This is a genomic window from Paenibacillus sp. J53TS2 (genome assembly GCF_018403305.1).
GTDB classification, from domain to species: domain Bacteria; phylum Bacillota; class Bacilli; order Paenibacillales; family Paenibacillaceae; genus Fontibacillus; species Fontibacillus rhizolycopersici.
Genome location: NZ_BOSK01000001.1, coordinates 912,241 through 931,190, shown reverse-complemented (window position 1 = coordinate 931,190; position 18,950 = coordinate 912,241). Strand labels below are relative to the sequence as shown.

Below are 18,950 nucleotides of genomic sequence, written 5' to 3'. Positions count from 1 at the left end.
ATTTCTCTACCTCAGGCTTGGGGTGTCTGTTCCCTATAATTGAAGGAATGCCACACCCCAAAATTATCTTTGACGGTGATCGTGCGTCTCCCGCCCATGGAGGCATCCTGGTAGTAAGGGTAACGCCGTCCGGCGGTGAAGTGACCGCGGAAAGCGCCGGCAAACGTCACCGGCACGACCTCGAACCGAATTTCGCGGGGGGTCACACTAGTGACACGGGTTGTCTGTGTGGACGATCCATAGTTGCTTTCATGGGTTTGCTGTACGTTGTTATCCGCTTTTAGCATATTAATGTCGCTTTGCATTGCGGTGATCGTTTCCCGCAGGCCGGTCACGTCGGGAGCGCCGCCAAACTGCGGGATGCAGAGCCGTTGTCCCACCCGTAGCGAGTTCGGGTCTACTCCCGGGTTCGCTTCCAGGATACTGGCGACGCTGACGCCGTAATCTTGAGCGATCTGATACAACGTATCGCCGCGCTCAATGATCCGGGAGACATGATTCGGCGGGCAGGAGGGAATGCAGATGACCTGGCCGATTTGCAGGTTGTTTGGGTCAAGTCCAGGATTCGCGGTAAGGATACGCATCACGCTGGATTCCAGTCGAAAGGCAATCAAGTTCAGCGTGTCTCCGGGCTGAACGGTATAAGGATAGTGCTCTGCGGGGCATTGCCGGTAATTATAATTAAACAATGGAACGTTCCCCTTTCGTGTAGGCGGTTTTCCTATACCGTATGCGGCGCCTGGACGTCGGTTACCGGAATCTCCGTTTTGGACGAGCCTAGGTTTAGGACTTAGGGTTAGTGTATAGTAAAATGGAGTGCCGCTAACTCAAGGTGCGGCTCTTCCGCCATAGAAGGGAATGGATGAAAGTCTCATGTTCAAGCTACGTTTATTCAATTTCAGTTATTTTTCACTGTTTGCGATCTTTCTGTCCTTCCTTCCGGTGTATCTGTCCAATCTCGGACTTCCCGAGACGGAGATCGGACTGATGATCGGGACGGGCGGGTTCATCGGGTTATTCTCCCAGCCGTTTTGGGGCGTGGTCAGCGACCGGAAAAAATCGATCACCCAGATCCTACTGCTGACGCTGGCGATCTCGGCCGTCGTCGGTTTTGTGTTGTTTCGAGCGGTTTCTCCCTGGGCGCTCGTTCCCTTGGTCGGGTTGATGTATTTCTTCTTTATGCCAACCGACTCGCTGGTGGAAAGCTTGAACTTTCAATCCGCGTTAAGACGGAAGGTGAACTATGGTTCGATTAAGATGTTCGGAGCGCTCGGGTATGCGACGGCTTCGTTTGCCATCGGTCAATTGACGGATTGGACGGGTCCATCCGGCTTTGCCTGGGTATTTCTCGGATACGGCGTGACCACCTGGCTCATCGGATTTACGCTGGAGGATGTGGAGGCAAGCACGAAACCATTGAAACTTGGCGAGCTCAAAGCTTTTTTGGGACAACGATCGACGGTATCCTTCCTGTTGCTGATCTTCCTACTAGCGCTGCCGCATCGCATCAACGACACGTATATCGGGATTTATATCCGGGATTTGGGTGGGAGTTTTTCGCTTGTCGGAACAACCTGGTTTGTCATGACGATGGTGGAGTTTTTAGGTTTCGCCGTGGTTCACCGGTTTCTTAAACGGGGAAACGAGTTGAAGTTGATTGCTTTGGCAGGCGTGTTTTACGTGCTGCGTTTCGGGTTGACTGCCATCGCGGATCAGGCAGGGATGATTGTTTTGCTGCAACTGCTTCAAGGGGTGACCTTCGTGTTTTTTTATACCGCGGCGATGCAGCAATTGTATTCGATCGTGCCGGAGGCCTGGCGTGCTACCGGACAGACGATTTTGGCGATTGTGTTCTTTGGGATTTCGGGGATTGTCGCTTCGTTTGCGGGCGGGTTCGTCTTTGACCATTGGGGAGGCCGTACCCTTTATTGGATTATGACCGGACTGTCGCTAACCGGCTGTCTGTATAGTTTTATACTGATGAGAAGAGGGCACCGAGAGGCGTCCGCACTTCAAGACCAATAAATAGGAGGCGATGATCATGACCATCCATATCGCGCTGCTGCGGGGCATTAACGTCGGCGGCAAAAATATCATCAAAATGGCGGAGCTCAAGCGTTCACTAACCGAACAGGGGTTTAGCGAGGTACAGACCTATATCCAAAGCGGCAATATCCTGTTTGCTTCGGAAGAAGAAGGGGCGCTGGGCTTGCGGATGGAGGAAGTGATCCGCCGGGATTTTGGCCTGGATATCCCGGTCGTGCTTCGCACGGCGTCAGAATTGCGAGCGACGGCGGAAGGTTGTCCGTTCACGCCAGAAGAGATCGCTGCGGCGGAAGCGGCATCGACAGGGGAGTGCCTGTATGTTGCCTTTTTGCGGAGCGAGCCGACCGCCGAAGCACTGAAGCGCTTTGCGGCCTATGCCAACGAACAGGAGCTGTTTCGAACATCGGGCAGGGAGGTTTACTTGTTGTTTAAAGAAAGCGTTCGGAATTCCAAGCTGGCGGCGAACCTGCAGAAATTGGATGCCTATGCTACGGTGCGCAACTGGAAAACGGTGGGCAAGCTGCTCTCCCTGGCCGAAGGCATGGAAACGCTGAATTAACTGCGCGAAATCCGTCAATCTGGCTTTGCTTGCCCGTAGCCGTCCCCGCTCAAAACCAGCTTTTGCGGTTTAGGTCAAGCTCCCTCGAGGTCAGGTGAATCAGCAGTTCTTCCGTGGCGCTCACCGCGGAGACGATGCACAAAACGATAAGAATCCACGGATGGTTGCCCTTCGCGAGCATGAGCCAAGGGGCGGCGAAAACGAGCAACCCAGTGATTTTATTGCCCCAGGTATGGATCATCGCAACGGTGCGAAATTTACAGACCGCATAACCTGCGGACGCCACTCGAATGGCAATGGCAATGGCGAGATACGGCCATACGAACCTCATTCCTTCTCCCGCCCACCGGATGAGCGCGAAGGTCACCACCCCGAACATCAGCAGGTCCGCCATTGAATCCAGCTTGGCCCCTATGGAGCTGGCCGTATTCGTTCGGCGCGCAATCCTTCCGTCCAGCACATCGGTAATCCCGGCAATCGTATAGATGATGATAAATACCGTGGGTTGGTTCAGTACGAAGATCATGATACAAGACAGGACCATGCGGCTTAGGGTCAGGCCATTGGCCAAATGCTTCATCTTAGCCCTCCGCTAGATCGGGAAGCTGCCAATCGATTTCAGCCCATCCTTTGGAGCGTAAAAATTGATTAGCCCGCGAAAAGGGCTTGCTGCCCAAGAATCCCCGATGGGCGGACAACGGACTGGGGTGTGGCGACTTGATCAAATGATGCTCACGGTTGGTGATCAGCGCCGCTTTTTTCTGCGCATGGCTGCCCCAAAGTAGAAATACGATCGGTTCCCGCTTCTGGTTCAGCGTTTCGATCACCTTGTCGGTGAACACCTCCCAGCCCATGCCCTTGTGGGAATTGGGGGAATCGGCCTGCACGGTCAGTACCGTGTTGAGCAACAACACGCCCTGCTTTGCCCATGGAACCAGATATCCATTGTTGGGGATACGGCAACCCAAATCGTCCCGCAGCTCCTTGAACATATTCTGCAGGGATGGTGGGGCTTTGATACCCGGCTTCACGGAGAAGCTGAGCCCATGAGCCTGTCCGGGTCCGTGATAAGGGTCCTGGCCGAGGATTACTACCTTGGTGTCGGCGAAGGAGGTATAATGCAATGCGTTGAAAATATCATACATATCGGGATAAATCGTTTTGGTGCGATATTCGTTCGCCAGAAACTGGCGCAGCTGCGAATAATACGGTTTCTCGAATTCGGGCTCCAGAAACGGGGCCCAATCGTTTTGAAGAATCGTCAAGCGGAAATCACCTCAGGTCTAGTTTGCTAAAGTAGGCTTCGACATCGGTCGACCGAGTTCCTTCTTTCGGATGTGGAACCGATGGGGGGTCAATCTAATGGAACATCCAGCAGAAATTCACTATAATAGGGGTAATGCATCAACGAGCGGGAGGATTGGCGATGAGTAAGCAGGAGCAGGTCATCCTGGATTTCAGAAACGTATTCAACAAGATGGTCTGGCTTAATAAGATGAAGATGGAAGACCGTCTGAAAGGGGTTAAGCCTTCTGAAGTCCATTGTATTGAATCGATTGGAAAGCATGCGGATCCTAACGTAACCCGAATTGCCGAATCACTTTATATGACGAAAGGTGCGATTACGAAGCTCACGAAGAAGCTCATGGAGAAGGGCCTGATCGAAAGCTACCAGAAGCCGGACAATAAGAAAGAGATCTACTTTAAACTGACCGAGCAGGGTCAAGAGATTTATGACATTCACGAGGAGCTGCATAAGGAGTTTCAAGAGCGGGATCAATCTGTATTTGAGCAGGTCACCGAGGAACAATATGATCAAATGCTAATTTTTATGGAACAGTATAGTCGGCATTTGGACGCGGAGATCAAGAAGCAAGGGATCGATCTGAAATAAATGAGTTGGAATCAAAAGGTGCTAGTACATGGCAAATCACAGGCAGCCCATTCTTTTTGAAGGGCTGTCTTTTTTGTTTCGACTATTTGGTTGACAAGGAAACCATATTTGCGTTACTATTTTGTTGACAAGGAAACAAAATACACGTTGACTTCTGAAAGGAGAATCCCATGGAGAAAGCAAAAGCTAAAGAAAGAGAGCTGCCTAGAGAAATCCTGATAGCGGCCTGGGCGATTGCGCTTGGCGCCATTGCCCCTATGCTGGACTCGACGATGGTGAATATTGCAATCGACATCCTCACCAAGGATTTTCATACGACATTGGATATCATTCAATGGGCCATTACAGGTTATGTGCTGGCTCTTGCGATGGCGGTCCCGGTGTCCGGTTGGCTGATGAACCATTTTAATGGAAAGAAGATCTTTATCGGAGCAGTTGCTGCGTTTGGCATCATATCCGTTCTAGTGGGCCTAAGCTGGAATATCTCCAGTTTCATTTTTTTTCGCTTACTGCAAGGATTTAGCGCCGGGATCATTACTACACTGATGTTCACGCTTCTGGTTAAAACCGCGGGTCCGAATTATTTGGGGAGAGTGATGGCCATCGTCAGCACGCCGATGATCTTTGGTCCAATTTTGGGTCCTGTCATCGGAGGCTTTATCGTTCAGGGCGCATCATGGCAGTGGATTTTCTTCATCAATGTATTGGTTGTTCTCATTGCCGCACCGCTGATGATCAGACGGATCCCGGACTTTGAACCGTTCAACAAAGAGAGTAAGCTGGATGGATTTGGGATCGTTTGTTTGTCTCTGATGAGTGCGGCTTTCATTTATGGAATTACGAAAGCAGCGGAACATGCTTCGTTTCATAATCACGAAACCTTGAATTGGGTGGGCATCGGCCTTGCCTTAGCTGTCATGTACCTCGCCTATAACCGATTTAGAAGGAATCAAACCGTACTTCCGCTTAACTTGTTTACGCATCGAAATTATCTGGCATCCAGCGTCGGATTATTTTTGGCGAATATGGCCATCATGGGGCCGATGTTGATCTTGCCTTTGTTCTTCCAAAACTTTCGACACTTCACGGCGATTGAAGCGGCGCTTGCGTTAATTCCCCAAGGCGTCGGAATGCTTGTGACCCGGCCTTTGATCGGTAAAATGATCGATCGGATCGGCGCGAAATACGTGGTCATGGTCAGCCTGGTTCTTTCGCTGACCGGGTCCATTCCGCTGATTTTCATCACCGATCGAACCAGCATGGTTTGGATATCCCTCGTCCTATTTATTCGGGGGACCAGCGTTGGGGGGATTAATCTCCCGTTGACGAGTGACGCGTATACGGGACTGGACGATCATCAGCTCCCGGAAGCAGGCGTTGGGATCAACATCATTGAGAACTTGGGCGCAAGTTTTGGTTCCGCCGTGATCGCGACTGTTGTTGCGACAGTGGTCCAAGGGGTACAGCCAACCATCGCAAATGGTTTGAAAGGATACCACGCAGGATTTCTCGTTTCAGCCCTCATCCTCATCCTTATCTTTATCCCGGGCTTATTCCTCACCCATAAAAGAAACGCATAAAGAAGCCGCGAGATGAATCCTCGCGGCTTCTTATTGTTATTTATCGAACCATTGAAAATGGAACGTTCCTTCCTGGTCAACGCGTTCGAACGTATGAGCGCCGAAGTAGTCGCGCTGCGCTTGCAGCAGATTGGCCGGCAACCGCTCGGAACGATAGCTGTCGTAGTACGCCAGGGCGGAGGAGAAGGCCGGTACCGGAATGCCGCGGGTGACGGCGGTGGCAATGACTTGTCTCCAGGCGTCTTGATAGTTCTCCACAACATCCTTGAAGTAATCGTCCAGCAGCAGGTTTCTAAGCTCCGGATCGCGATCATAAGCGTTATTGATGTTCTGCAGGAAGCGGGCGCGGATGATGCAGCCGCCGCGGAAGATCATGGCGATGGCGCCATAGTTCAAGTCCCAGCCATATTCCTCGGAAGCCAGTCGCATCTGCGCGAAGCCTTGGGCGTACGACGCGATTTTGCTGGCGTACAACGCCTTGCGAGCGGCTTCGATGAACGCTTGTTTGTCGCCGGTGTACGGCGTGGCGGCTGGACCGCTCAGTCGTTTACTCGCAGCAACGCGTTCCGCCTTCATCGCGGAGATGAAGCGTGCGAACACCGACTCGGTGATGATGGACAGCGGCACGCCGAGATCAAGGGCGCTTTGGCTGGTCCATTTGCCGGTGCCTTTCTGGCCGGCGGCATCGAGAATGACGTCCACCATCGGTTGGCCGGTGGCGGGATCTTTTTTGCCAAAGATGTCGGCGGTGATTTCGATCAGGTAGCTGTCCAGCTCGCCGTTATTCCACTCGGTGAATATATCATGCAGTTCGTCCACGCCAAGTCCGAGCACGTCCTTCAACAGTTGGTAGGCTTCGCCAATCAATTGCATATCGCCGTATTCGATCCCGTTATGAACCATCTTCACGTAGTGGCCAGCACCGTCCGGACCGATGTAGGTGGAGCAGGGATCGCCGTTTACTTTGGCCGAAATGGCCGTCAGAATCGGCTCAACCAGCTTGTAAGCGTCGCGTTGCCCGCCGGGCATGATCGCCGGTCCCTTCAGCGCGCCTTCTTCGCCGCCGGACACGCCGGCGCCGATATAGCGGATGCCTTGGGACTCCAGCAATTTATTTCTGCGCTGCGTATCCGGGAAGTGCGCGTTCCCGCCGTCGATCAAAATGTCGCCCTTTTCGAGATAAGGGACGAGCTGGTTAATCGTGTCGTCGGTTGGTTTGCCGGCTTTCACCATAATCAAAATTTTACGGGGGGTTTCGAGCGCTTGCACGAATTCCTCAATGTTGTAGGTGCCGACGAAATTTTTACCCGGCGCTTCCTCCAGCAGCTCTTTGGTTTTCTCAGAAGAGCGGTTGTACAAAGCAACGGAGAAGCCGTTGCTTTCGATATTTAAGGCGAGGTTCTTGCCCATGACGGCCAGGCCGACGACGCCAATTTGTTGTTTCTTCATTCGAATTTTCCTCCAAACCTATCCGCGAATATTTTCTTACTATATAAAATTAAAATGCGAGTTCAAAAGGCAGTTTTTCAGCACCGAGAAGGTTGGAAGAAGCTAGGGACCGAGGAGCGGAGCGTAGGTAGAACCTACGTGAGCACCAGAGGGCCCGGCTGAATTTTAGATTCGATGCTGAATCCACTTCATGACTTTCTTTGTGATCAAAAGATGACTTTCGAATTACCGCTTATAAGGATTTTTTCCAGTCGGCAGCGAACTTCTCTAGCCCTTGATCCGTAAGCGGGTGTTTAGCCAGCTGCTCGATGACGCCAAACGGAATCGTGGCGATATGCGCCCCAGCTAACGCTACGCGGGTGACGTGGTCCGGGTGACGAACGGAGGCCGCGATGATTTGCGTGTCCAAGCCATGAACCCGGAACAACTCCGCTATTTTTGCAACCAATAGCACGCCATCTTCTGAAATATCGTCTAAGCGGCCGAGAAATGGCGATACGTACGTGGCACCGGCGCGGGCGGCGAGCAGGGCCTGATTGACCGTGAAGATCAAGGTAACGTTGGTCTTGACGCCTTTTTGAGCCAGGTACTTGGTCGCTTCGAGTCCTGCCAATGTCATCGGAAGCTTAATCGTGATGCGCGGGTCATGGTTATTGATTTTGATCAATTCGTCCGCTTGGGCAATCATCTCTTCGGCCGTGAGCGCATCCGGTGTCACTTCAGCCGAAACGGATTCCACGTCGGAAACGGCTTGCAGGATTTCGGCGATGCGGTCTTCGAACTTGACGCCTTCCTTGGCTACCAGGGAAGGGTTGGTTGTCACCCCGGACAAGACGCCGATTTTATGGGCCTTTTTGATGTCTTCCAGATTGGCTGTGTCTACAAAAAACTTCATCGCAAATCCCTCCAATTTGTAAAATATAGATTTGAGATATCGGGGCGAAAAGCACGTTCATCCCCCGTTATTTGATGGACAAGGCTTCCTTCGCCGACGGTGTAACTGTCTGAACTTCTGTAGATGCGGCTTCGCTTTCTTGATCGAACCACCACTCGAAACCGTCTTTAGCCAACAGTTCATGCGCGGCCTTCGGACCAAAACTGCCTGCCGGGTAGGCATGTAATGGAACCTCATTCGCCGCATAGGCGTCAAGGATCGGCTGCACCCATTTCCAGGACAACTCGACTTCGTCCCAATGGGCGAAGAAGGAAGAATCGCCGCGGAGCGCGTCATAAATCAGGTTCTCGTAAGCCTCTGGCACATCGCTACCGCTCTTGTGAGATCCGATCAGGACCTTCGTGAGATCCTGCTGTTGCGCTTCGCCTTCCGTATTCAGGCGCAGGTAAATGCCTTCATTCGGGCTGATTTCGAACACCAGCAAGTTCGGGGCTCCGCCGTTGTTGGACGCAGCAATTTGCTTAACCGGCTCCCGGAATTCAATGACGATCCGCGTCGCTTTCTCCTTCATGCGTTTGCCGGTGCGGATATAAAACGGAATCCCCCGCCAGAAATCATCTTCGATTTGCAGCTTGGCAGCGATAAACGTGTCGTTATGGGAATCCTGCGGGATTCCGGCTTCGTCCTTGTAGCCAACGACCGGCTTCCCTTGAATCGACCCGCTCGCATACTGACCGCGGACCACCTGGGTTGCGACGTCCTGGCGCGGCAGCGGCTCTAAGGATTGCATGACGTGTTTCTTCTTGTTACGCACTTGCTCCGAATCATCGCCTTTTGGCAGGTGTCCGGCCAACATCATCAACAGTTGCAGCATATGATTTTGGAACATGTCGCGCAACGCGCCGGAATGATCGTAATAGCCGGCTCTTTCTTCGACGCCGACCGTTTCGCTGGCCGTAATTTGCACGTTAGCAATATAACGCTTGTTCCAGGAAGCCTGAAGCACCGGGTTCGTCTGTTGCAGCAGCTGGAGCTTCTGTACCATCGGCTTGCCGAGGTAGTGGTCGATGCGGAAAATTTCCTCTTCGGTAAAAGCTTTGCTGAGCTGCGCGTTGAAATCCCGAGCAGATTGCAAATCGCGGCCAAACGGTTTTTCGATCACAAGGCGTTTCCAGCCTTTCGTATCGCCAAGCCCGCTATCCTGAATATGGGCGGCGATCGTTTCGAACAGTTCCGGACCTACCGACAAATAAAACAATCGGTTTGGGGCAATCCCTGCGGTTCGTTCGCCTTCCTCGACCCGTTGCAGCAGGCTTTGATAATCTTCCTTACGGTCGACGTTCAGCACATGATAGCGGAAGAAGCCGAGGAATTGGTTCACGGCCTCCGCGTTGCTGGCATCCCGTCGCGAAAAGCTGTGCAGAGACCGCTCGATGTTTGCCTTAAAGGTCTCGTCGGACCATTCTCTGCGGCCCAAGCCAATCACGGAAAAAACATCCGGCAGCTTTCCATCCAAAAACAAGTTAAACAGGGCAGGGTAAATTTTGCGTTTTGCCAAATCCCCGGTTGCCCCAAACAATACAAACGTATTGGCATCCATCCAGGTTCTCTCCTCTCGGCATAGCTTTTCATCTATGTGTTCTTGGGAGGCGCCTCGGTCTTGATTCCGGGGTAACCGCCTAAATCCCATCTCTAAGCTATGGATTATTTTGACTGACTCCACTATAATACGAATATCGCCATAGGTGAAATTAATATATTTGACAGGAGCTATAGACTGCATTTATGACAAATAATTATGAATTATATAAAGTCTTTTATTGGGCGGCCAAAACCGGCAGTCTGACTCAGGCAGCCAATGCCTTGTTTTTGACGCAGCCGAGCGTAAGCCATGCCATTAAGCAGCTGGAAGAGAGCTTTGGCCTCACGTTGTTCTACCGCAACTCCAAGGGGGTGTCTCTAACGCAAGAAGGCGCGCTCTTGTACTCCTATATCGAGCAATCGCAAATTCTTATCTCCCTCGCGGAGAAAAAAATGGCTGAGCTCAAAAACCTCGATACCGGTGTGCTCCGGATCGGCGGCAGCGACTCGTTATTCAAGCATTACTTGCTTCCGTATATAGAAGAGTTTCACCACCGATATCCTGACGTTGGGATTCAGCTGCTTCACGGTACGACGCCGGAAATCATGGGTTACCTGAAGGAGGGGAAGATCGATCTTGGCGTCGCCCGGATGCCGATCGTTGATTCTCATATCGAGGTGCGGGAAGGGATTCTACTGCAAGATTGCTTCGTGGCCGGCTGCGCGTACGCCGATCTCAAGGATAAAGTGATCCCGCTGGATACACTGCTGGAGCATCCGCTCGTCTTGTTCTCGCGGAATAGCCGTGCTCGCATGGCGATCACCGAGTTGTTCCACGAGTACGGTTACGAGCTTAAGCCGGAAATCGAAGTGGGCAGTGTCGATCTGCTGATCGAATTGGCCCGCAAAGGACTGGGAGTCTCCTATGTAGCTCGGGAATTCGTGTCGAAGGAGCTGGAGGAAGGGTCGTTGTTTGAAATCCGGCTGGACGTGGAACTGCCGCCGTCGCAAGTGGGGATTATGAATATGCGGAATATGCCGCTCACGAGTGCGGCCCAGAAATTCATCGAGGAATTCCGTTAAGTCAAAGTTTAAGAACGGGGGACCCGCGAGATTTCTCCAGCATAGGATGAAATAGGTGTTTGACTATTTTTCCTGTGGGAGGATAACTCGTGTACATCTATCAAGAAGCCCGGCAAATGGTACCTCACCCCGTGTTAACGGAGGTGAGACAAATCGCAGCCAACCAAGTTCTCCTGGTATACGATCAGCGAGCCGATTTTGGATCGGCAACACGGATCTCGAACTATTGGATCCGCAGTAATAAAGGAGCAGGCGGAGCGGCTAGCCTAGGGATGGGGGAGGCGCTGACTGCGGCAAACGCGATCAGGCCAGAAGCGGCGATGATTACGGCAGCGGATAATACGAACACACGATTTGTCATCACATTCAGGGAGCGGGCATTGACCGGTGTCACTCATATCGTTCTGCCTTGCTTCGTCAGTGTGGAAGGCATGACCGGGTATGGCGGAGCCAATTGGGGCCCTTTCAGCCGTAACGTGTTTATTGGGATGTAAAAAAGGAGGGAGGGGGTGTACCCCTCCTTCCTCCTTATTTCACGCCTCATTCAAGGTGCCCCAGTCCGCTTGGAGCAGCTGTTTCAACAAGGCGACCTGATCGGCTCCGAGAGCATCCATGATTTTTTGCTCCAGCGATGCCTTAATCAAGGCGTTCTTCTCATAACTGCTCTCGCCTAGCGACGTTAATTTGAGACATTTCTCCTTCTTATTGTTCTGAGCTTTGGTGATCTCGACCCATCCTTTTGATTCCAAACTCTTGATGAATTTGTGGGTAGCCTGCCGTGAAATGTCCACCTGCCTGGTCACCTGAGAGATGGTCGGATTTCTCTTATAAATCCTTGCCATAATAAACCACTCTGAATTGGAAATGTAGATATCATGACGGTCGTTCCACAACTGCTCGCAGATGGAGCGAAGCTGGACATGGCGTTCGCTGATCAGGTCGATCAGATTCAATTCCTCGAATTCAAGGTACACTCCGTTCCTCCATTCCATTCACGTTCCTATTTCCCTACACTATACAAAAGCATCCGTAAATTGTCAATTTGGTTGACATTTTGTCGAAAAACAGGTATATTGATAATAGTCAACTTAGTTGACAAAAATAGAGAGGCGGGATCACGACCATGTTTCATGAGGGGGATTTGATCATTTATTCGGTGCATGGCGTTTGCCGCATCGACGACGTTTGCGTCAAATCGCTAGCCGGCGTTTCCAAGTCTTATTATGAGCTGCATCCGCTCGGCAACGAGACCTTGAAAATTAGCACTCCGGTCGATAATGCGTCGGTGCTGATGCAGAAATTGATGGGTCCGGAGGAGGCCAAGACGATATTGGATTCGTTTCAGGCACCGGGCATCCAATGGATTGATAATAATAATGAACGGCATCACAGCTATACTGCGATCGTTAAAACGGGCAACCGGGAGGATATCGTACAAGTCGCCAGTACGTTGATGCGTAAGAAACAACTAGCTGAGCTGAATCATAAGAAATTGGGCAACCAGGATCATCAACTGTTGCTCGGAATTCAGAACGTCCTGTTCAAAGAGCTAGCCATTGCCTTGAATATCACTTACGAAGACGTGATAAGCGAAGTGCATGAGAAGGTTGCCGTGAACTTATAAATATAATAGAAGAAGAGAGGTGCAAGCCGCGCCTCTCTTCTTTGCCTTATAAATAACATTGAATCGACTTTTCAATCCAATACGAGAACCTTGTCTCCGGATACTGTTGTTCAATGAGCTTCATCTTCAAATACAATTCGATCCCATCGGAAACGTCATGCCATAAATCGGTGAACACGTAATCGTAAGCATCCTGGGACAACCGTGTGCGGGCAAACTCGAAAGCATCCGCATGAATGATCTGAATTTTCCCGGCCTGCTTGAACTGGGGCAGAATATGCTGCTTAAACAAACGGATAACGTCCTCATTGATTTCCACAATCGTCACGCTGTCCACGTTGTCTTTCTCCGAAACCATATAAGCATAGTAGCCAAGGCCAAGACCAAACGTAAGGACGCTCCCAAAAGCCTCCGCGACGGGTACCTTCATCGTCTCGATTTCGTTTGGTGTCACCGTCATCCAGACGCGGCCCTGTTCCAGAACCGCCGGATATTTGAATTCAGCGGGAAAGATACCGATTTGCGGAAACTGGCGTCCTTCCGAAGTCTGGAGGATGTCATTGCAGACAAAACCTTCATACGGCTTATAGCATTTGTATGTGAGCTCGCTACCGCCGATGCGCACTTCGGGGAGGCGGATATTCCGATAAAAGGGGTTTTGTTCGTATTCCCCAACGTCGAGCAGATGAATCATGGGGTGGAAATACGCGTTAAATAGCGCCTTATCCTCGTCACTATCGACGATATCTAGCCCGAACTTGGCAGCAAGAATCAGCTTGAAGGCGTATTCGACCGACACGCCGCTTTGGACAATCTCTTCGACCTCCGCCTCATGGATGAGATCGGGTGCATGGTTCAAATAACTGCTCAGTAATGCGAATACTTTGTGATTGTCTTGGCGGATTTGTTTCTGTTGTTCCTGTGTTGGTTGTTGTTGTTCTGGCAAAGGGCTCACCTGTTTCCACGAACTATTGTTGATTGGTCAATATGGACAGGGTACCATTCGAATGGCTTCTTTTCAATCCAAGGTCCTATTCGTACAACCCCAGGCTAACGCTTGCCTCAATGCTTATTGATGCCAAATAAGGGGGATGTCAGCTCTAACGCTTACCAGCGAGCTTATTTGGGCAAAAACGCCTCTTTTACGAGGAGAAACAGGCAAATAAGCTCTACCATAAGCGTTACATTGGGAATCCCCCCATTTTGGGCCTAATAGCGTTGCTGACAAGCGTTAAGGAGCATTGCGGTTTGGGAGTTATTAAAAATAGGACGGCCCATCGATATCAGCAATCAATCCGGATTGTGTAGGTCTCCATCCCAACCTGAAAAAGCCTTGTCCCATTTGTGTTTATCTCCGGGTATTTCATACCCTTAAAGCCCCGCGGAACCCTCTGGCGCCGTAGTAGGAGTCCGCTCCATTGTGGTACACAAAGACCGTATCGTAGCGGCGGTCGCAGAAGAGGGCGCCGCCAAGCTTTCGGATCGGAGCAGGGGTTTTCACCCAACTGGATGTCTTCAGATCGAAGTTCCCAAGCTTTTGCAACCCCCGATATTGTTCTTCCGTTAACAGCTCAACGCCCATGGCTTCCGCCATATTCATCGCGCTGTCTTCCGGCTTGTGCTGTTTTCTCGACTCCAGTGCTTCATGGTCGTAACAGATGCTTCTGCGACCCTTAGGCGTTTCCGCCGAGCAGTCTACAAATACAAATTCATCCGTCTGCTCGTCATACCTGATTACGTCCGGTTCGCCGCCGGTCCGTTCCATTTCATGGAGCGACCACAGCTTCTTCGGCTGAGCCTCCAGCTTAGCTTGTACATGAGCCCATCCCAACCCGGGATGGCGGCCCAAATTTTTCTCGAATCGGGCCTTCAGGGTTTGGAGCAGTTCCTCGCGTTGCTCTGGCAGCAAGTCCGTTTGTTCATTCGTCATCATGAAGCCTCCTTTGCGTTATTTAAGCTTAATCCTTATAATTCTTCGGTATTAAGCGTAAATCCTTCGATCACCGCATCTTCATCGACCTCGATCAAGATGCAACGTTTACCATGATAATTGACTTGTTTCACGTATCTTAAATCCTGCGGGCTGACCGAAATCGTGGCGACCTTCGTATCGATCTTGATTGATTTCGAAGTAAACTTCGGCACGACGCTGCTCGCTTTGATCTCATAATTCTTGTCATCGATAACCGTTTGGTAGGCGAGCTCAACCCTTTCCGTAGTAACGTTCTCCACGCCGCTGGCGGTCAGCACGCGCTCGACATCTTTATAATCCAGCTTCGGAGGTTCTTCCTCTTCGTGGGTTTCGATGACCTGCTGAATTTCCTCGTAGACGCTCGCAATCGTGGAGGCGTCCAGCTGATCCCCGGCAATTTCCTTGACGATATCCTCGAAGATGGCTCTCTCTTCTAACGCGGTTACGGTCTTCTCGGCATTCAGAACCTGATCGATAAAATGCTGATTCGGATCGTTGACTTTGCCCGCGCAATACAGCACCCGATTCACATCGGAGAAACCGTCCGTTACGCTAGGGTAGAAGAAGCCTTGCTCCGGCGTACGCAGCTTGATGATCGGATCAACGATGACATTGTATTTGAATTCGCGTTCAATATAATCAAACATCAGAGTTTTTCGCTGCGGTTCCGTGGAATTGATACTGCATAGAATAAACGGATTCGCGAACATCTCATCGTTTTCGCTTTCCTCGGCTTCCTCGTTACGTTCCTTGGTTGGCTTGTAGTATTGTCCGCGAACGAAGGTGATCACTGTATCCCGCTCATACTTCGTATCCTCCAACATTTTCTCCACCAGAAGAAGCATCAAATCATGCCACTCCTCGGCATCACCGGTAATCAGAGCTTGATGGAGAAGCGGCTGAGAGGGCTTGTCCGTTTCCGGCTGCTCCTGGAACTTTAACTCGAACAGTTTCTGATCCAATTCACCGGCCAGCAGCTTCTTGAAATTGCCCATATGCAGCTCCTGCTTCTCCCGCTCCAAGAGTTCGAACGGCGTGCGTTCAAAATGATAGATTTCATTCGTTTCCTTCATAATATAGACGTTAAGAATGTCGTAAATACTAAGTCTTTCATGATCCAACTTGAACTGTTTACGGATATAAGCGACTTCTTTCTTGATCAAGGCGATTCCCCTTTGCAAAAATCAATATTTGCATTGTACTACAATGCTCGTCACCTGTCATGATCCGCCAAAACGAAAAAGATCCAAACTGTCAAAGAGGAGCGGCCGAGGCCAAAACTCTATTGCAGGTTGGATCCGTGAGAATGAACCGAAGAACAGACGCGTGTCTTCCTTCTATGATGTAATTACTTCATGAACCCCACAATCAGCAAGATGATCCCAAGTGCGATGGAGAAGTAGCCGGCGATCTTTTTGATCGGCCCGCCCCATTTGGACAGCTTGCTGAGAACGGAAATGGAGAAGACCGCAACCAATGCGAGAATCACGCCTTTGCCCAGGGAGTACGTCGTCATGAGCAACGCGCCGTGAAGCGGACTGCCTTGAAGAGCAATATAGCTGATCAACGCGAAAAAGATCGGGATCGCACAGGGCGAAATGACAAGTCCATATGGAATCCCCAGCTTGAAAGCAGCCAACAGGCCAGGCTGTTTATCCGGCCGGCTCATCGGCTTCTGGAAGGCAGGCATCGCGAATGAAATAACTCCTAACAGCTGCAGACCTGCCAAGATGTCAAAGAGCGGCGGGATCCAGGTCAGCAAGTGATATTTCTCGATAAAGGGAAGAAACTGCTGGCCAAGCAGGGCGAAAATGAAACCCGCCAACAACGAAGTGACCCCCATGCCTAAGATAAAGTTAAATGCAATCGTCAGGGCTTTTCTTTTACTGCCGGAGGCCCCTTTTTGGACATATCCTCCAAACATCGCAAGTACGGGTAAATAGCAGGCTAACACCGCGCTCACGATGCCAACAATGAACACCAGGATGTAGGTCGAGGCGGAAATACCGCCCGAGATCGTAAAATGATATAAATTTTCCATTAGTGACTCCTTTTATCTTGTGGATGATTTTCGTGACGAAGCAGTTCAACGACACGTTCGCGAAGCTTGATGAATGTGGGTAAAGTAACAAATTCCGTTTTTCCATTGATGAGAATCGCTCCGGCGCTAAATAGGTTCAACTCCTGAAGACGTTCAAACTGATCAACGACATGTAATTCCTGGATCTCAATCTGCGGAACATCTTCCGCGACTTGCTTGACCAGCTTGATCGCTTTCTGACAAATGGAACACCCCGGACCAGCGGATACTACTTCAATTAACAGATGGACCTCCTCCTTTACTTCGTGCTGTGAACCATTCTCCCCGTTTCAGGAAGATTTGTTTTTATTATAAAGACCGGGGTGTTAAATCCTTGTTAAGTGGAGCTTCCACAAACCCCAGGACTTGCTCGCATCCCGAAAACGGGTATGATATGGTATTGTCATTGATGTCATTGAAGAAAGGGGCGGTGTAATGCGAATCCTTATTGTTGAAGATGAGGAGGATCTATCCCGTGCATTAGCCAAGGGATTCAAGCGGGAAGGGTATGCCGTGGACATGGCGCTGGACGGGCTGATCGGCTGGGAGATGGCGGATACGAATGAGTACGATGTGGTGATTCTCGACATCAATCTTCCAGAGCTCGACGGTATTTCTCTTTGCCAGCAAATTCGCCGATCCTCGCACCATCCCGATGTGCTTATCCTCATGCTGACCGCACGCAGCCACCCAGATGAGGTGGAAGAAGGGTTGGATTCCGGGGCGGATGACTATCTCCGCAAACCGTTTGTGTTTAATGAATTGCTTGCCCGCATCCGGGCGCTGCTTCGCCGGAGCTCGTCCGTGAAAAGCCCGGTTTTACAATACGAGGGGCTGACCCTTGATACGAATAGGAAAGAAGTTTGGGATGGGGAGGAACGGATTTCATTAACGCGAAAAGAATTTGGTCTGCTTGAATATCTGATGCTGCATCCCGGTGAGGTCATTTCGTCGGAAAGGCTTCTGGAGCATGTTTGGGATATCCATGCCGATCCCTTGACTTCTACGGTCCGGGTTCATATCAACTCGCTGCGAAGAAAGCTCTCGCACCATGATCCGGAGGCTGGGGAGAGGTACATTCAGACGGTTCAAGGTCATGGATACAAATGGGCGGGCACAACTGCAAAGAAAGAGGAATTAAAATGAGAAGAGGGAATCGACTTTCGCTACGTCTCAGATTAACGCTGTTCGAAATTCTTTTTCTGGCCATCTTAATTACGCTATATGTATCGATAGAAACTTTCTTCTCTACGACTCGAATTGTACCGGAGATGCAGGGGCGAATCATCAGCTTGTTGGTTGTTCTCACGGGGATGGTGCTTAGCGCGCAATGGCTCGCCGTGATCATCTTGAAACCCGTAAAACGGATGAGCGAAACCTCGGCTGGCATTACCGCTTCCACCCTGCATAAACGGCTGGAGATCGATGAGCTCCATGATGAATTAAAGAAGCTGGGGATTACCTTTAATACGATGCTGGATGGGTTGGAGCATTCGTTTAACCAGCAGACCAGGTTTGTTTCGGCGGCCGCACATGAGTTAAGAACCCCGCTTTCCATCCTACGCACGAATCTGGAAGTGGCCGGGGATAGCCGGAGTATCGATCCGGACGAATGGAGAGAGTACAGGGAGACCACGGAACGGACGCTTGCGCGGCTGGAATCCTTAACGGAAGATTTGCTGCTGCTGGCGGACGGGACGAATGATCGGGACGAGCGGGAGCATCAAGTAGTGGGGCTTGCGGACATTCTTCGAGATGTGATTTCCTTTATGGAACCGATGGCTGACAAACACGGGGTGACGCTTCATTTGATGGAGCCCTGTACGGCCCTGGTGAAGGGGGAGGAGAACTTCTTATTCCTCGTATTCCGTAACCTGCTGGATAATGCCATTCGGTATAATCGGCCTAATGGGAGCGTTACCCTACAGGTCACGGAAGAGGATGAACAGGTTGTGGTTCGGGTGTCGGACACCGGGAAGGGGATTCCCCTGGAGTCCAGGGAGTTGATATATGAACGGTTTTATCGCCTCGACTCGTCACGGGCGCGCAGGCATGGCGGCGCCGGCCTAGGCCTGTCGATCGTCCGCCATCTGCTCTCCTTCTTCCAGGGGACCGTTGAGCTGGAGGCATCTTCCGAACTGGGAAGCGTATTTAAGGTTACGTTGCTTCGGGGCTAAACCGAAACAT

21 protein-coding genes are annotated in these 18,950 nt (G+C 51.0%); 9 read left to right on the top strand and 12 right to left on the bottom strand.

Translation table 11 applies throughout. The features are described 5' to 3' along the window. Positions 1–11: 11 nt before the first annotated feature. Entirely contained in the window at positions 12–689 is a 678-nt protein-coding gene (locus KJS42_RS04435) for a LysM peptidoglycan-binding domain-containing protein (protein ID WP_193415445.1), read from the bottom strand. Between the two features lie 184 nt (positions 690–873). Between KJS42_RS04435 and KJS42_RS04430 the strand changes: the two genes are divergently transcribed. Both KJS42_RS04430 and KJS42_RS04425 read left to right on the top strand, forming a co-directional pair. After that, on the top strand, positions 874–2,025 hold the full coding sequence (locus KJS42_RS04430; protein ID WP_213622046.1) for an MFS transporter: 1,152 nt from the start codon (positions 874–876) through the stop codon (positions 2,023–2,025). A gap of 16 nt (positions 2,026–2,041) precedes the next feature. Further along, the gene (locus KJS42_RS04425; RefSeq protein WP_213622045.1) at positions 2,042–2,605 is read left to right on the top strand and encodes a DUF1697 domain-containing protein; all 564 of its coding nucleotides are present in this window, start codon (positions 2,042–2,044) and stop codon (positions 2,603–2,605) included. Positions 2,606–2,654: 49 nt separating this feature from the next. Here KJS42_RS04425 and KJS42_RS04420 read toward each other — a convergent pair whose 3' ends face one another. Beyond that, positions 2,655–3,185, bottom strand: a complete 531-nt coding sequence (locus KJS42_RS04420; protein WP_213622044.1) for a CDP-alcohol phosphatidyltransferase family protein — start codon at positions 3,183–3,185, stop codon at positions 2,655–2,657. Between the two features lies 1 nt (position 3,186). After that, positions 3,187–3,870, bottom strand: a complete 684-nt coding sequence (locus tag KJS42_RS04415) for a uracil-DNA glycosylase (protein WP_155607568.1) — start codon at positions 3,868–3,870, stop codon at positions 3,187–3,189. Between the two features lie 161 nt (positions 3,871–4,031). Here KJS42_RS04415 and KJS42_RS04410 point away from each other — a divergent pair, with 161 nt between their 5' ends. Both KJS42_RS04410 and KJS42_RS04405 read left to right on the top strand, forming a co-directional pair. Continuing rightward, positions 4,032–4,499, top strand: coding sequence for a MarR family transcriptional regulator (locus KJS42_RS04410; RefSeq protein ID WP_155607567.1), 468 nt, complete (start codon positions 4,032–4,034; stop codon positions 4,497–4,499). 170 nt (positions 4,500–4,669) lie between these two features. Further along, positions 4,670–6,079, top strand: coding sequence for an MDR family MFS transporter (locus KJS42_RS04405; protein WP_213622043.1), 1,410 nt, complete (start codon positions 4,670–4,672; stop codon positions 6,077–6,079). A 36-nt stretch (positions 6,080–6,115) separates the two neighbouring features. Here KJS42_RS04405 and gndA read toward each other — a convergent pair whose 3' ends face one another. The 3 genes from gndA to zwf all read right to left on the bottom strand — a co-directional run bounded on the left by gndA (position 6,116) and on the right by zwf (position 10,023). Further along, positions 6,116–7,528, bottom strand: coding sequence for an NADP-dependent phosphogluconate dehydrogenase (gene gndA, locus KJS42_RS04400; protein ID WP_213622042.1), 1,413 nt, complete (start codon positions 7,526–7,528; stop codon positions 6,116–6,118). Positions 7,529–7,760: 232 nt separating this feature from the next. Next, positions 7,761–8,423, bottom strand: coding sequence for a fructose-6-phosphate aldolase (gene fsa / locus KJS42_RS04395; RefSeq protein ID WP_155607564.1), 663 nt, complete (start codon positions 8,421–8,423; stop codon positions 7,761–7,763). A 67-nt stretch (positions 8,424–8,490) separates the two neighbouring features. Beyond that, entirely contained in the window at positions 8,491–10,023 is a 1,533-nt protein-coding gene (gene zwf, locus KJS42_RS04390; protein ID WP_155607563.1) for a glucose-6-phosphate dehydrogenase, read from the bottom strand. A gap of 185 nt (positions 10,024–10,208) precedes the next feature. On the opposite strand from zwf, the gene KJS42_RS04385 reads away from it, so the two are divergent. Together KJS42_RS04385 and KJS42_RS04380 are read left to right on the top strand one after the other, a co-directional pair. Continuing rightward, positions 10,209–11,087: a LysR family transcriptional regulator gene (locus tag KJS42_RS04385; RefSeq protein ID WP_193415437.1), complete on the top strand. Its 879-nt coding sequence runs from the start codon at positions 10,209–10,211 to the stop codon at positions 11,085–11,087. Positions 11,088–11,176: 89 nt separating this feature from the next. Next, positions 11,177–11,581: a hypothetical protein gene (locus KJS42_RS04380; protein WP_244868372.1), complete on the top strand. Its 405-nt coding sequence runs from the start codon at positions 11,177–11,179 to the stop codon at positions 11,579–11,581. A gap of 39 nt (positions 11,582–11,620) precedes the next feature. On the opposite strand, the gene KJS42_RS04375 is transcribed toward KJS42_RS04380, so the two are convergent. Continuing rightward, on the bottom strand, positions 11,621–12,061 hold the full coding sequence (locus tag KJS42_RS04375; RefSeq protein WP_244868371.1) for a MarR family winged helix-turn-helix transcriptional regulator: 441 nt from the start codon (positions 12,059–12,061) through the stop codon (positions 11,621–11,623). A gap of 149 nt (positions 12,062–12,210) precedes the next feature. Between KJS42_RS04375 and KJS42_RS04370 the strand changes: the two genes are divergently transcribed. Then, entirely contained in the window at positions 12,211–12,711 is a 501-nt protein-coding gene (locus KJS42_RS04370; protein WP_155607560.1) for a CarD family transcriptional regulator, read from the top strand. 46 nt (positions 12,712–12,757) lie between these two features. On the opposite strand, the gene KJS42_RS04365 is transcribed toward KJS42_RS04370, so the two are convergent. From KJS42_RS04365 to KJS42_RS23340, 5 genes are all read right to left on the bottom strand, one after another. Beyond that, on the bottom strand, positions 12,758–13,657 hold the full coding sequence (locus KJS42_RS04365) for a spermine/spermidine synthase domain-containing protein (protein ID WP_213622041.1): 900 nt from the start codon (positions 13,655–13,657) through the stop codon (positions 12,758–12,760). Between the two features lie 417 nt (positions 13,658–14,074). After that, the gene (locus KJS42_RS04360) at positions 14,075–14,641 is read right to left on the bottom strand and encodes a DUF4256 domain-containing protein (RefSeq protein ID WP_213622040.1); all 567 of its coding nucleotides are present in this window, start codon (positions 14,639–14,641) and stop codon (positions 14,075–14,077) included. Between the two features lie 35 nt (positions 14,642–14,676). Next, positions 14,677–15,846, bottom strand: coding sequence for a DUF4317 domain-containing protein (locus KJS42_RS04355; RefSeq protein WP_213622039.1), 1,170 nt, complete (start codon positions 15,844–15,846; stop codon positions 14,677–14,679). Positions 15,847–16,031: 185 nt separating this feature from the next. Beyond that, positions 16,032–16,724, bottom strand: coding sequence for a cytochrome c biogenesis CcdA family protein (locus KJS42_RS04350; RefSeq protein WP_213622038.1), 693 nt, complete (start codon positions 16,722–16,724; stop codon positions 16,032–16,034). Beyond that, positions 16,724–17,002: a thioredoxin family protein gene (locus KJS42_RS23340; RefSeq protein ID WP_368858218.1), complete on the bottom strand. Its 279-nt coding sequence runs from the start codon at positions 17,000–17,002 to the stop codon at positions 16,724–16,726. Before KJS42_RS23340 ends, KJS42_RS04350 begins: the two co-directional genes overlap by 1 nt. Before the next feature lie 196 nt (positions 17,003–17,198). On the opposite strand from KJS42_RS23340, the gene KJS42_RS04340 reads away from it, so the two are divergent. Continuing rightward, positions 17,199–17,909: a response regulator transcription factor gene (locus tag KJS42_RS04340; protein WP_213622037.1), complete on the top strand. Its 711-nt coding sequence runs from the start codon at positions 17,199–17,201 to the stop codon at positions 17,907–17,909. Next, positions 17,906–18,940: a HAMP domain-containing sensor histidine kinase gene (locus KJS42_RS04335; protein ID WP_213622036.1), complete on the top strand. Its 1,035-nt coding sequence runs from the start codon at positions 17,906–17,908 to the stop codon at positions 18,938–18,940. Before KJS42_RS04340 ends, KJS42_RS04335 begins: the two co-directional genes overlap by 4 nt. Positions 18,941–18,950 lie beyond the last annotated feature (10 nt).

Coding starts and splice junctions, on each gene's coding strand:
- gndA (WP_213622042.1), bottom strand. CDS start 7,528: ATGAAGAAACAACAAATTGGCGTCGTCGGCCTGGCCGTCATGGGCAAG.
- KJS42_RS04340 (WP_213622037.1), top strand. CDS start 17,199: ATGCGAATCCTTATTGTTGAAGATGAGGAGGATCTATCCCGTGCATTA.
- KJS42_RS04335 (WP_213622036.1), top strand. CDS start 17,906: ATGAGAAGAGGGAATCGACTTTCGCTACGTCTCAGATTAACGCTGTTC.
- KJS42_RS04360 (WP_213622040.1), bottom strand. CDS start 14,641: ATGACGAATGAACAAACGGACTTGCTGCCAGAGCAACGCGAGGAACTG.
- KJS42_RS04405 (WP_213622043.1), top strand. CDS start 4,670: ATGGAGAAAGCAAAAGCTAAAGAAAGAGAGCTGCCTAGAGAAATCCTG.
- fsa (WP_155607564.1), bottom strand. CDS start 8,423: ATGAAGTTTTTTGTAGACACAGCCAATCTGGAAGACATCAAAAAGGCC.
- KJS42_RS04385 (WP_193415437.1), top strand. CDS start 10,209: ATGACAAATAATTATGAATTATATAAAGTCTTTTATTGGGCGGCCAAA.
- KJS42_RS04410 (WP_155607567.1), top strand. CDS start 4,032: ATGAGTAAGCAGGAGCAGGTCATCCTGGATTTCAGAAACGTATTCAAC.
- KJS42_RS04425 (WP_213622045.1), top strand. CDS start 2,042: ATGACCATCCATATCGCGCTGCTGCGGGGCATTAACGTCGGCGGCAAA.
- KJS42_RS04350 (WP_213622038.1), bottom strand. CDS start 16,724: ATGGAAAATTTATATCATTTTACGATCTCGGGCGGTATTTCCGCCTCG.
- KJS42_RS04430 (WP_213622046.1), top strand. CDS start 874: ATGTTCAAGCTACGTTTATTCAATTTCAGTTATTTTTCACTGTTTGCG.
- KJS42_RS04370 (WP_155607560.1), top strand. CDS start 12,211: ATGTTTCATGAGGGGGATTTGATCATTTATTCGGTGCATGGCGTTTGC.
- zwf (WP_155607563.1), bottom strand. CDS start 10,023: ATGGATGCCAATACGTTTGTATTGTTTGGGGCAACCGGGGATTTGGCA.
- KJS42_RS04420 (WP_213622044.1), bottom strand. CDS start 3,185: ATGAAGCATTTGGCCAATGGCCTGACCCTAAGCCGCATGGTCCTGTCT.